The organism is Streptomyces corchorusii (genome assembly GCF_001514055.1).
Lineage (GTDB): Bacteria > Actinomycetota > Actinomycetes > Streptomycetales > Streptomycetaceae > Streptomyces > Streptomyces olivaceoviridis.
Genome location: NZ_KQ948370.1, coordinates 24,359 through 36,714, shown reverse-complemented (window position 1 = coordinate 36,714; position 12,356 = coordinate 24,359). Strand labels below are relative to the sequence as shown.

Sequence of the window (12,356 nt, the reverse complement as noted above, 5' to 3'; positions counted from 1 at the left end):
ACCGTCCTGCCGTCACGCCGGCAGAACCTCCAGCGTTTTCTGTGCCGCCCAGGTGGCGACGGTGACGGGCACGGCATCGCCGACCTGGAGCTTCTGGTCGCCCTCGCTGCCGGCGAAGACATGGTGTGCCGGGAAGCCTTGAGCACGGGCGTTCTCCGCCACGGTCAGCGGCCGGTACTCGCACTCGTCGATGTCCATGCTCTCGGCGGGGCGCGCGAGGTAGTGGTGGGCACCGCCCTGCGCAGTGACGGTGCCGATCGGCTCGCCGAGCGGGGTTGGCCGACCGTGGTCGCGGCGAGTGACGATGAACGGCTTGCCGCCGAATTTCCGGTGTCCTTCCTCGACCTGGGCGCGGGCCGCATCCGAGTACGCCTCGAACGCTTTGCGGTCCTGGCGTCCGTCGCCGAACCGGCGGCCACGCACGTCCAGGTCGAGAACCTCGCCAATGCCGCGCATAACCGGCTCCACGCGCACATGGCAGCGCGGCATCGGGCACACGTAGTAGTACGACTGCTTCGCCGTGGACGGTCGCCCGGAGACGGGCATGCAGCGCAAGTACCCGCCGATCCGGCGGCCGCGCTCGATGCCCGGCCAGTGCTGAATGCCCTTGACCGGGCCGCACGACGGGCAGAGCGCGTCCGGCCTGGGCCGAAGGTCTGGCACCACACCGAGGTCTTTGCGGACCATCACCCACACGAGCCGGTCGCGGTACTGGGGGACCGGGCCGAGGACGCCGTCCGGCGTGTCGACGCCGATGTGCGCGGAGTTCACGCAGGCGATCGTGGGGTGATAGCCGTAGCGGCCAAGGACATCCCACACCCTCAACCAGGCGTCGAACATCCTCGGATTGTTGGTGACGAACCCCGGCACGTTCTCCCCGACGTAGGCCAGCGGTTCGTGGACGTCGGCGTAGCGGATGGGCTCCCACGCCGTCATCCGGGTCTGCTCCCACCGGCTCGGCTTGACCACCTTGCCGTCGCCGACATCGAACTCTTCCTGGACGCGGGCCTTGGAGTTGCCGCCTGCAGGGGTGGCTTCCCTGCAGATCGGCGAGCCGACCAGGACGTCCGCTAGGGAAGGGTGCGCATGTCGATCGTCTGGATCGCGGCCTCGCGCACGTAGAGGCCCGGGACGTTGGCACGCGCGGTGGCGACGGCAGCCGGGTTGTGGTTGGCGCCGAAGCGCGGGGCATATCCCGCGTTCATGAAGCCGCGGCCATCGCCCCAGCCTCCACTGAACAAGTGGCCAGAGGTGTACACGTCACACCTCCTGGTCCGCGGCGGTGGGGCTCTCTGCCGTGCATCCGTCGCAGCTGCCGGGCAGAGCGTCCGCCGGAGTCCCGGGGCGGACGTAGCGAGCCCGCTTGGCGGGCTTCTTCAGCGCGGCCTCGACAGCGCTCTCCAGGGCGTCGAACTCGGGCCCCTCGTCCTCGATGACCACCCCCGGATCGGGTGCTCCCGGCCGGCTGGCCCGCTCGATCAACTCGGCCATGCTGGTGTTGGGGTTGAAGGGCACGCCCCTCACCCGCTCGACGAGGGCGTACAGCTGTGCCAGCCGCGGCCGCCGCTGCACGGCCAGCAGCAGGTCCCGCTGGGAGGCGAGGACGCACAGCGAGCAGGAGCAGCGGCTGGAGCCCTTCCAATCTCCCGCACCGGGCTGGGAGTCGTAGCACCACTGGTGAGGAAGGCCCTGCTCGTCCGTCCAGTCCTTGACCTCCTGGGTGGTCACCCGGTGGGCGGGGGACCACTCGTGCACGACCCGCGCCGTGTTGTCCGTCGTCGTACGCAGCGCAGGCCGCTTCTTGCGATCCGGGCTCTCATCCGCCCTGATCCCCAGAACGTTCGCGCAGACCACCGGACGGCCAAGCTGCTTCCTGCGGGAGCGGACCATGGGGGTGAAGGCGCCATAGATGAGGCCGGTCTTCCAGTCGCTGCGGCAGGGGAGCACGCCCTTCCACGGCCAGTCGCCGCGCTCGGCGATGTAGGTCAACAGGTCGTAGGGGACACGCTCGCCCTCCAGTTCGCGGGTCCGGCGGACCTCGATGTGCCGCTCGGGAGGCACGCCCAAGGCCCGGCTGTGAAGGGCCGCCAGCTCGCTGCTGCCGGGGTAGCGGACGCCGTCCACCGTGACGGCTGGCCACTCCAGAGGACCGAGACTGGCGTGGATGGTGTAGACCCGGTCCTCGACGCCGGCGGCACGCGCGGCGTCCAGGGCCAGGGCGGCGGCGCGCGGACCGTCCTTCCCGCCCGAGAGATTGAGGATGTAGATGTCGACCTCGTCCGGGACGAGGTCCGCCATGGGGTCGGCTTCTTGTTCAGCGGGGAACAGACCGAGCTGCAGGCTGCTGCTCATGCGCGAGGTCTCCTTGTGAGTTGAGTTGGTGACCTGTCGGCCGGGCGTTGCCGCGCCCGGCCGACAGAGAGGGGATTGCAGGCGCCTCAGGCCTGAGGCTGCCGGGCGGCGTCCCGGAGGACGGGCCCACCACCGTGCTCGCGAGCGCACTTGAGCACGGCGGCCGCCAGAGCCGCGGTGTCCGCGGCCCGGGTGAGCACCTCGCCGTCGGAGCGGAGCGGTAGACCTCGACGGAGCTGTCGTTTACGTCACCCCACAGGGCGAGCCAGCCGCCGTGGTCGTCGACCGTCTGCGGGGAGCTGACCTCGCGCCCTTCGGTGGTCGCGCCGTTGATGGTGATCTCGGAACCGTCGGCGAGGGGGACGCGCAAATGCGTTCCCGTGTGCTCGTGGACGGGGATCCAGTTCAGGCCCTCCATCTCCAGCTGGCCCACGAGCGAGGCCGTGTAGTCGTCCGGGAGGTCGGCGAGCTGGAGTTCACGGGTGTAGTGGGTGAGCGTGATGTCGAGGATCCGGAGGGCGGAGATGTCGACGCGGACGGCCTGGGCGCGCTCCTGGTTGTTGACGGTCCAGCTGTAGAAGCGGCGGACGTCGTCGCCGGTGGGCAGAACGGCCGGGCCGAAGCTGGTGAGCGAGCCGTCCTCAAGAGTCCGGGCGAATGTGAAGAAGCGCTTCACCTCGTGTGCGCCGTCCGGGAGGTCGGGCAGCGGCGTCGCTGCGCCCTCGTCCGGCAGGTTCTCGAAGGTGGTGATGGTGCGGGCCTGGATGAGCGTGTGCTCGGTGAGCTCCATCCGGGTCGTCGACGGCTTCCCGGACCAGAAGTCGAACTGCTGGCGAACGGCGGAGGCCGAGTGCAGACCGGTCGACCGGTGCACGGACCCGTACCTTCCGATGACCGCCACCGTCCAGTAGACGGTGCGATGTTCGGGGGTGAGAGGTGAGGTGATCACGTCTGCTCCTGAGTTGGCTGGTGACCGTTCCAGGTTGCCGCCTGAAACGTAAAATCAATTATACTCTCTTTTTTGGGGGTGCAGCCCCCTTCTCTGGGAGGCTGTGCAGGTCGGAGGCCGTTTCAGTCGGTGACCGCGAGCCCGTGATCCTGAAGGAATGAACTGGTGGCGCCGATGGAGGCTGCGAGCGTCGCCGCAGTGGCGCGGGCTGCGCGAAGTGGCCACCCCACGCGGCCGCCTGATGGCGGTCGGCGGCGTCGGCGACGGCCAGGTCGACGAAGTCGTCGCTCCGGCCGGCGAGTTCCTGCAGCGCCTTCCAGGCCCGGTAGTGATCGTCTGCATCGACCACATGCCGGGCGAGTTCCTCCAGGTCGCCCATCGGGCTGTCGAGAGCGGACCGGGCTTCGGCGAGCACCTCACCCGTCTGCTGCACCGTCTGTGCCGGAAGGAGGCCTGCGACGTCGTACGTGCCCGCGCGCTCGCGGGCGCGGCGCAGGCTGGTCAGCCGGGCGCATCGCTGGGCCACGTCCCACAGCGGGGCGTTGACCGTGGCGAGCAGGGCGGGTTCGTCGAGGTGGCCGGCCTTCACGACTTCGGTCCGCTGCAGGGCCGAGCGCAAGGACCGGGTCGGGCCGACCAGCTGCCAGGTCTCCTCGTCGAGATCGTCGAAGAGTACGTAGCGGTGGTGCAGCCGGGCGTAGACGTCCCGCTTGCCCAGCACGTAGTGGCGGTGCAGCCAGTTCCCCACCTTCTTGCCCCGCTCGGGTGGTTGGGCATCCCACGGGAGCGCACGGATCGAGAGGGAGAGGGGCATGGTGAGCTCGCGTACCAGGACATCGCCGAGCATCGGGTCCGCGGCGATCGGAATGCGCGCGGTGGCCACGTCGGTCTGCTTCATCTGCTCGTACGGCAACGGGCGAACGTGGTACCGGCCCAGGAGCTCCTCGATGGCGGAGCCAGCGGTCCGCCGGCTGCGTCGGGCATCCCGGCGGTGGGCAGGGGAGGCGGTGCGCTGGAGCCGTGCGGCGGCGCGGCGCAGCGTGTGGGAGCGCGGCACCGGCTTCCGGGGCGGCGTATCGCGGGGCATGGGCAGCTCCGTCGGCTACAGCGCGGGCAGCGAGTCGGTGGGGTCGTCGACGCCGAGGAGGAGCACGTGGTGTCCGACGGCCTCTGCGGTGCCGTCCGTGACCTTCTCGACGTCGAGGCGCAGCCGGATGCGTCCGGCGCCTTCGCCGTTGGCCGCGAGGTCGTGTTCCAGCTCGTCATCGAGGCGGTCCAGGGCGGCCTCGGCCGCGGCGTAATCGGCCAGATCCCGGGCGAGGAGCTGGCGGGTGGTGGTGTCGCGGAGCTGATAGCTGGGCATCATGGCTCGTCCTTCGGCTGGTGGGGCGGGAGATCAGACGGTGGGGCCGGCGAGATTGCGTGCCGCTTTCACCGCGCGCTCCCAGACGTCGCGGCTGCCGCCGTGCTCACGGGCGAGGTCGGCGGCAAGCCCCCGGACGTCGCCGCGCTCGCTCATGGCGGCCAGGGCGATGGCCGCCCGCCGGTCGGCGGCTTCCGAGCGGTTCGGAGCGGCCGCAGGGTGATGCTCGAGGGCCTTGCGGACGGCGTACTCCCAGGCCCGCTGCGGCCCGCCGTACTGCACGCTGAGCTCGGCGGCCAGCCCCGGGTGGTAGCCGTCGCGCTCGATGCGCTCGGCGGCGAACTGCTCGGCGAGCTGCGTGGCCGTGAGCGGCTCACCGTCAGCGCGGGCGCTCAGCTCGGCCGCGAGAACCTCCTCGAGGGCGGAGGGCCGGCCGACGGCCGCGCCGGGCTGCGGCCCGGGACGGCGGCCAGCCTTGCCGAGCCTGTCCCCGGTGCGCTTGCGGTCGAAGTCCTGCAGATCGCCGACACGGAAGGCCTGGATCATGCGGCCGGTCGGCCCCTCGACCTCGCCGACGGAGTCCGGGAAGTAGCCGGGGTTCGCCTGCTGGTATTTGCGGATCACCGAGGCGCCGCTGAAGTTCAGCAGCTCCGCTGCCTTGTTGATGGAGACGACGGTCTCCGGGTCGAGCTCGTACAGCTCGGGGTCGGCCTTGAGGACCTTGCTCGCCTTCTCCTGCTGGAACCACGTGTAGAAGTCGCGGAACTGCTGCTCGTCGTAGAAGTCCGCGCCGTCGATGCGCTCCTTCTCCGGGTGGCGGTGCTCCTCGGGCTGCTCGAGGCGGATCTTGTACCAGCGGGCCGCGGTGCCGGCGCTGGCGCCGGTGAACTCGCGGATCCAGTCGCGGTTGACCACCGCGCGGCCGCCGACGATGCGGCGCTGCGGGTTCAGGGGCTTGGACATTGCTCTCTCCGGTTCTGCCTGCGGCCCTATACTGAGGGCCTGCTCCTCTTGTTCCTCCGGCGCTCACGTGCCGGCGGGCGAGATGGGTTGGTGAAAGGTGGTCGGCGGGACGTTCGGCCGGGGTTGCCGCCCTGGGTCGACACCCCCTGAGGGGGTGCCTTCCGCCGCCCACCGCTTTTTGCCGCTAGTTCGCGTAATCAATATGACGCTCTTGATGGGTGGCTGTCAATCTCGCCGGCACCCAGACCGCGTCACGATCGGAACCGGCGGTGCGCGGCCCACTCCCGCTCGAAGTGCGGCACCTGCTTGTCCCGGACCTGGTACGGGGCGGTGACCATCAGTTCCTCCACGGCCGGAAGGCCTTCCCCTCGACGGTGGACCCACGCCCGCACCCGCCCGTAGCGCTCGTCGACCTCGACGGGGACGCCGTGGCGCTCCGAGACGCTCCGCAGCCGTCGGCCGAGAACGGCTGCCCGGCCCACGTCGACGCGCTCCACCGAACGCAGCGCCCGGCCGCGCCGAGCGGGGTCCGCCTTCGCGACCGGCAGGATCCGCCGCACGTGATACAGCGCCCACGGGCCTGCGAGCTCCTCCTCGAAAGCCGCGAGGACGGGACGGTCGGCCGGACGGCTCGGGTCGAACTTCTCCAGCAGGCTGTGCCGGCCGAACAGCTTCGCCTTCGGATTGAGGCTCACCGACGTGTACTCCAGGCGCAGCACCCGTCCGGCGATGTCCGGGTGCGCGCGCATCCGGTCCAGATGCGCCGCCATGGCACCCATCGAGATCGGGAAGCAGCAAAAAGTGCAGTAGCTCTTCTCCCACCGCACGCCGAACCGCTCGTACAAGTACGCCTCGCACCGCTCCCGCCCCCACCCCCACTCGATCAAGGGATACAGGCCCTGGCGCAGGGGGTTCTTGCTCGCACCCCGGTCTCGGAGGCTGCGGGGAACCTCATCGGCGTTGAACCCCATCACCTGGCGGAATGGCCGGTCGCCGATCTCCTGGGCGATCAGTGCGTCGCCGACCTCGCCCTTGGCATGCAGGCTGCAGAGCCGGATGCCGCCCTGCTGGGGAACGGTGCCGTTGGCCTCGTACTCGTCCTCCTCCAACGACCAGGGCCCGCGCCGGACGATCCGCTCGGGCTCGCGGGAGTCGTCCATGACCGCGATCTCCAACGCGCAGCTGGCCCGGGCGACTTGCACGAGCCGGACCCGGTTCTCGCGCAGGAGCGGGAGCACGTACTCCTCGGCGTGAGCGTAGGTCTTCGGCCACTCGCTCCCCGTGATCTGGTGGATCACCATGGTGTGGGCCAAGTTGACGCCGTGGGCGGCCGGGTCTTCCAGCATCTTCACCAGGAACGCGGTCGAGTCCACGCCCAATCCCCAGTTGATGACCAGAGGGACGCCGTCGCGACCGGCACGGGGTGCGGCGCTCATGCGGCACCCCCTTGGTCGGCCTTCGGGTACGGGTAGGAGGTCGCGGTGATCCGGCGGCCGGTGCACGGCCCGATGTAGGCCGCGTAGCGGTGGTTGCCCCCGTGGGATACGACCCGTGCGCCGACCGTGTGCAGGGCCTCCTCCAGCCAGGCCCGGCCGGGCTCGCCCTCATGGCGGGGGCGGGCGCCGAGGGCGACCAGGCGCGTCTCGACTCCGCCGCGGCCGCGCTCGTTGTTGCGGACCTTGGACATTGCACGCTCGTGGAGGACCGAGCCGTCGGGCAGCATGGTCAGGCGCCGCCGACGGGTCTTGCCCAGGTAGTCCATCCCCTTGGCCTGGTAGATCGTCCCGTAGTGGCCAGGGAAGATCATTTCGGGGCCGTGGGCGGTGAGGCGTGTCCTCGGTTCGGGGTCGCTGTGCGCGACGATTCCGCGGATGCCTCGGGCGGCCGCCAGCCGGAAGGCACGGGCCTGGAACCACGTCTCGGCGTTCGTCGGCACTTCGTCGCGCAACACCAGACGGTTCAGTTCCAGCGAGTCCGCGTACGGCGTGAGTTCGCGGAACACCGAGGTGAGGACGGCGGCCTGGGTCGGGATGCCCAGGGTGAGCACCCCCACCAGCTGGCCTGCCGGGGGCGCGGCGGTGTCGATGAGGCCGTAGGCGAAGCGGACCGCGGGCCTTATCTTCACCGTGATCTTTTCAACAGCCACGTCAGCCACATGCATGCTGAACTGGCTGGATCATCGGTATCCAAGGGGTGTTCGGCATCACAGGCACATTCGTTACGTCGTTCCGCGCAGAGCGGGCGACGCTGGCCCAGGACAAGACAGGGTGGGTGATCGTCGGAACTGACGACTACACCCTCCACCGTGAAGGCTCGTTGTTCCTCGCTGGTCTGCGAGACGCCGGCCGGGCCTACAACACGGAGAAGACGTACGCCGGGCGGGCGGCGCTGTACCTGTCGTACTGCGCCTTCCACCGCCTGGAATGGGACCAAATCACCGTGTGGCAGCTCGCGCGCTTCCTGCACTGGCTGGTGGAGGAGCCCCTGCCGTCCCGAGTCCGCGGCGGGGGCGGGCCGGAACGATTCCGCGACGAGAACACCGCGAACGCGATCGTGGGGACGGTCTGCGAGTTCCTGAGCTTCGGCGTACATATGAAGTGGGTCGATCCTGAACTCGCCGGGCAGCTGACCGAGCCCCGCTACCTGCGGTATCTACCGAAGGGCTTCAACCCGGGCGAGAACGACCAGCACCGCACGGTCCGCTCGCGAATACTCAAGCTCCGGGGCGTCGACTCGGGGATCCAGTGGCTGACGGTCGAGCAGATCGCCCGCCTGATCGACGTGACCCGGCACGCGCGGGACCGCTTCCTGGTGCTCCTGCTGTGGTGCACCGGCATGAGGATCGGCGAGGCGCTCGGGCTGCGCCGCGAGGACATGCACCTCTTGGCCGACTCGCAGGCCTTCGGCTGCCAGGTCAAGGGCCCGCACGTGCACGTACGGCGCCGCTTGAACAGCAACGGCGCGTGGGCGAAGTCGCGCCGACCTCGCGCCATCCCGGTCACCAGCGAGCTCGGTATCTGCTACGCCGACTATCTCCACGAGCGTTCGGCGGTCCCGCAGGCCGACTTCACCGAGCAGGTGCTGGTCAACCTCTTCCGGGATCCGCTCGGGAGGGCGATGACGTACTCCGGAGTTAAGGGGCTGTTCGACCGGCTCGCCCGGCGGGCGGACCTGATCGCCCGGCCCCACATGATCCGCCACAGCGCCGCCACCGAGTGGATCCGCCAGGGCACCGACCGGTCGGTGGTCTCCGACCTCCTCGGGCACATGTCCGAGTCGTCCATGACCCCGTACGTTCACGTCGACGAAGGAAGTCGGCGGGCCGCGGTCGAGCGCGCGGACGCCCGACGCCGGGAGGTGGCGCGATGACCATCGAGATGGCGGCCGCCGTGGCCGAGTCCCGCGTCGTCACGCTGCCCGTTGACCGCGCAGGGTGGATGGCCTGGCTAATCGAGAACACCGAGACAGGCTGGCGACCGGACGAATGGGATGCGGCGAACTGGCTGTTCACCGGCGATCCGGACAAGGACGAAACCGCCATATGGCGGTGCAACAGCGCCGGCTGTCATGTTGCGGTCCGCGCGACCCGGCATCTGTGCCGGTCCTGCTACGAGCAGTTCCTTGAAAGCGGACTGAGCCGCGAGGAGTTCTCTAAGGTCGGCCGCCGGGCCCTGGTTCGCTCGCTGCCCGGGGAGCGGCCGCCGTGCTCGGTCGAGCGTGACGGAGTGCGCTGCGCCCTGGAGGCCCAGTCGCGTGGCGCGTGCACCCCGCACTACGCAAAGTGGCGCTACCTCCTGCGCAGCGGGATGACGACGCTGGCGCTGGATGCGTGGCTCCAGGCCGAGGCCGAGCCGCTTCCGCCGGGCACACCGTGCCTGGTTGGGGCCTGCGCTGGCAGCGCCCATGGTCGGGTGCCGCTGTGCACGTACCACCGTGATCGCTGGCGTCGTCATCGGATCGAGTTTGGCACCAAGGGCACGATTCACGAGGGCCTGGAGGAGTGGGTCTCCGTGCAGCCGCCGTGGCTGACCGGCTTCCAGTTCTCGCTCATCACCCTGCCCGAACTGCTTCGCCACGAGCTCCGCTTCGCGCTGGCGGAACGCGACAAGCAGCGCCCGACCCTCAGCCCGGTCGGGATGCGGTTGATGGTCCGGGGACTCGAGGGCGTCTCGTCCATCGCCGAGCTCCCGGACAAGAAGCTCGGCGACCTCGGATACCTCGACCGTAACTGCGAGGCCCACTGGAACGACGTCGTACGTCTCGTACGCGGCGCATTCGACCGCTTCCGTGGCATCGACCCGCTGGACCGGCCGGTCTGGGAGCTTGGCGACCTCGGCCTGCGCTCACGCACTCGATCCGGTGTCCGCGTGTCCTCGCGCCGACTGGATGTGACACAGATCCGACAGGAGTGGCTGCGCCGCCTGCTCGCGGACTGGGTCAAGGAGACCGCCCCCGACAACAACGGCTTCCGGGTCACCTTCGAGGGCTGCTTATCGGCATCGCGGGCCCTGTCCGCGCGACCCAGTGGCGGGCACGACCCCGGCGCCCTGAAGGTCACGGACATGGACGCGGTCGTCGCTGCCATCCGCGACCGGAAGCGCCAGGACGGCACCGCCACCCTCGCCTACGGGTCCCGCGCCGAGCTCCTGGCGCACTTCTGCCAGCTGCTCGACTTCGGGCGGCGCCTTCAGATCCTTGACCATGTCGCCTCCGTCTTCGCCCGCCACCCGCACCACAAGATCCCGTACGAGGACCCAGCCGAGGACATGGCCGGCAAGGCCATCCCGGAATACGTCGTCGCTCAGCTCGACGCCCAAGTCCACCTGATCGGCGCCAACTTCGCCTACGGGGACATGGCGCCCGACGTGGTGAAGGCCATGCTGCGCGCCGTCTACATCCTGCTGCGCGACACCGGCCGCCGCCCGTGGGAAGTGCGCTGGCTCCGGATGGACTGCCTCGAAGCACAAGACAACGAGTACATCTTGATCTGGAACAACCACAAGGCCCGCCGCAACCGACGCCGCCTGGAGATCGGCAGGGAGACCGCCTTCGCCATCCAGGAGTGGCTCGCGATCCGCCGGACACTGAAGGTCCCCGCCCGCTCGAGAACCTTCCTGTTTCCGACCGCGCGCCACGGGTACGACGCGTGCATCGACTCCGACACCGTCGCCAAGATGCTCCGGCGCTGGGTCGACGGCCTGCCGGAACTACTCACCGACACCGTGGACAAGGACGGCAACCTCCTGCCGTTCGATCGCAGCCGCATCTTCGCCTACGCCTTCCGCCACACCTACGCCCAGCGTCACGCGGACGCTGGCACCGAACTGAACACCCTGCGCGACCTAATGGATCACAAATCGGCAGATACTACTATGGGGTACTTCAAAGTCTCGATGGAGAAGCGCCGCAAGGCCGTCGAGACGATGCGCCAGCACGTCGTCGACCGATCCGGCAATCCGGCGCCGACGCCGTCTGCGACCGCGTACGAGGCCCGCTCGGTCGCCGTGCCGTTCGGCAACTGCAACGAACCGTCCAACGTGAAGGCCGGCGGTGGCAGTTGCCCGATCCGCTTCCAGTGCTCCGGGTGCGCCTTCTACCGCCCCGATCCCTCCTTCCTTCCCGCGGTCGAGGACCACATCCGGGCCCTCAAGGCCGACCGCGAGATGGCCAGGGCCCTGGGGACCGCGGAGTTCGTCGTTCGCAACTTCAGCGACCAGATCGACTCATTCCAAAACGTCGTCACCAGCCTCCGACGCCAGATCGAGATGATGCCGGAAGACGACCGCCGCCACCTCGAAGAGGCATCTGCCGTGCTGCGCAAGGTTCGCGCAGCAGCACCCGTCCTGCCCGTGCCCTCCATCCCCATCCGGAGAAGTACCGATGAGTGAGCCCCCCACCCCCGCCCAGGTCCTGCGCGAGGCGCGGCAGAAGGACTCGCGCGACAAGCGCGCTCGCGTTCTGTCCGTTGTCGACCAACTGGTCGCGGACGACGAGCCGGTCACCTTCACCGGGGTCGCCCGCGCCGCAAATGTCTCTCACTGGCTCGTCTACGCCGAGGGCGTGCGCGAGCACATCGAGGCCGCCCGTCGCCGCCAGGGCCGACACGCGGCCAACGACGCACGCGCCGGCGCCAATGCCCCAGCGGGATGGAAGGTAGAGAAGCGACTACTCCAGGAGGATAACCGACGTCTACGGGAAGAGGTTGAGCGCCTCAAGGACGCAGTACGTAGGAGTCTCGGCCAGCAGCTCGACCAATTCGGCGCCGCCGACCTCGGCGTCCGAGTCGACGAACTCACCGAGGACAACCTGCGGCTACAGGGCGAACGCGACGAGGCCATGGCCCGGATCAAAGAACTGGCCGCAGAGCTCAGCGAGGTCGAAGATGATCTGGCCAGCGCCCGGCTCAGCCTGCGCCACATGATCCGCGCCGAGAATCAGAACACCGGGCCGCGATAACCAGGCTCGCCATCGAACACGTCGCCGTCCAGTGGGTCGGCTGGTACAATACCGAGCGCCTGCACTCCGCCCTCGACTACGTCCCACCCGAGGAATTCGAAGCCGCGCACGACCGTTCCCTGGCCACCTCGAACGCCGCCTGAAGACACTCAAGCCGGCCGCTACGAAACTCGGGGCAGCTCACAGGAGTGGCTGCGGCGCCTGCTGGCCGACTGAGTCAAGGAGGCCACCCCAACGACGCATTCCGTCGGACCTTCGAGGGCTGCCTGTCGG

Annotated in this window: 13 protein-coding genes; 4 read left to right on the top strand and 9 right to left on the bottom strand. The window is 69.4% G+C overall.

Going from position 1 to position 12,356, the window contains the following annotated elements:
* Positions 1-12: 12 nt before the first annotated feature.
* From AQJ11_RS37420 to AQJ11_RS37385, 9 genes are all read right to left on the bottom strand, one after another.
* Positions 13-936 (bottom strand): DNA cytosine methyltransferase, encoded by a 924-nt coding sequence (locus AQJ11_RS37420; protein ID WP_244218542.1) that lies wholly within the window; start codon positions 934-936, stop codon positions 13-15.
* A 134-nt stretch (positions 937-1,070) separates the two neighbouring features.
* Positions 1,071-1,259: a DNA cytosine methyltransferase gene (locus AQJ11_RS51720; RefSeq protein WP_244218541.1), complete on the bottom strand. Its 189-nt coding sequence runs from the start codon at positions 1,257-1,259 to the stop codon at positions 1,071-1,073.
* Between the two features lies 1 nt (position 1,260).
* A complete protein-coding gene (locus AQJ11_RS37415; protein ID WP_063807726.1) occupies positions 1,261-2,352 on the bottom strand; it encodes an adenine nucleotide alpha hydrolase family protein in 1,092 nt (363 codons plus the stop codon).
* A complete protein-coding gene (locus AQJ11_RS37410; protein WP_059266254.1) occupies positions 2,315-3,301 on the bottom strand; it encodes a hypothetical protein in 987 nt (328 codons plus the stop codon). The genes AQJ11_RS37415 and AQJ11_RS37410 overlap by 38 nt, the downstream gene beginning before the upstream one ends.
* Before the next feature lie 58 nt (positions 3,302-3,359).
* The gene (locus tag AQJ11_RS37405; RefSeq protein ID WP_208616711.1) at positions 3,360-4,214 is read right to left on the bottom strand and encodes a hypothetical protein; all 855 of its coding nucleotides are present in this window, start codon (positions 4,212-4,214) and stop codon (positions 3,360-3,362) included.
* A 189-nt stretch (positions 4,215-4,403) separates the two neighbouring features.
* A complete protein-coding gene (locus AQJ11_RS37400) occupies positions 4,404-4,667 on the bottom strand; it encodes a hypothetical protein (protein WP_059266252.1) in 264 nt (87 codons plus the stop codon).
* A gap of 30 nt (positions 4,668-4,697) precedes the next feature.
* A complete protein-coding gene (locus AQJ11_RS37395) occupies positions 4,698-5,627 on the bottom strand; it encodes a hypothetical protein (protein ID WP_059266251.1) in 930 nt (309 codons plus the stop codon).
* Between the two features lie 251 nt (positions 5,628-5,878).
* Positions 5,879-7,063: a hypothetical protein gene (locus AQJ11_RS37390; RefSeq protein WP_059266250.1), complete on the bottom strand. Its 1,185-nt coding sequence runs from the start codon at positions 7,061-7,063 to the stop codon at positions 5,879-5,881.
* On the bottom strand, positions 7,060-7,773 hold the full coding sequence (locus tag AQJ11_RS37385) for a Mom family adenine methylcarbamoylation protein (RefSeq protein WP_159061750.1): 714 nt from the start codon (positions 7,771-7,773) through the stop codon (positions 7,060-7,062). Before AQJ11_RS37385 ends, AQJ11_RS37390 begins: the two co-directional genes overlap by 4 nt.
* Positions 7,774-7,898: 125 nt before the next feature.
* On the opposite strand from AQJ11_RS37385, the gene AQJ11_RS37380 reads away from it, so the two are divergent.
* Genes AQJ11_RS37380 through AQJ11_RS52885 form a run of 4 tightly spaced genes read left to right on the top strand, consistent with a single transcriptional unit; the run spans position 7,899 to position 12,226 of the window.
* Positions 7,899-8,996 (top strand): tyrosine-type recombinase/integrase, encoded by a 1,098-nt coding sequence (locus tag AQJ11_RS37380; RefSeq protein WP_244218540.1) that lies wholly within the window; start codon positions 7,899-7,901, stop codon positions 8,994-8,996.
* Positions 8,993-11,515, top strand: coding sequence for a tyrosine-type recombinase/integrase (locus AQJ11_RS37375; protein ID WP_059266248.1), 2,523 nt, complete (start codon positions 8,993-8,995; stop codon positions 11,513-11,515). The genes AQJ11_RS37380 and AQJ11_RS37375 overlap by 4 nt, the downstream gene beginning before the upstream one ends.
* Positions 11,508-12,083 (top strand): DUF6262 family protein, encoded by a 576-nt coding sequence (locus AQJ11_RS37370; protein ID WP_059266247.1) that lies wholly within the window; start codon positions 11,508-11,510, stop codon positions 12,081-12,083. The genes AQJ11_RS37375 and AQJ11_RS37370 overlap by 8 nt, the downstream gene beginning before the upstream one ends.
* Positions 12,080-12,226: an integrase core domain-containing protein gene (locus tag AQJ11_RS52885; RefSeq protein ID WP_107120941.1), complete on the top strand. Its 147-nt coding sequence runs from the start codon at positions 12,080-12,082 to the stop codon at positions 12,224-12,226. Before AQJ11_RS37370 ends, AQJ11_RS52885 begins: the two co-directional genes overlap by 4 nt.
* The last annotated feature ends 130 nt before the right edge of the window (positions 12,227-12,356 follow it).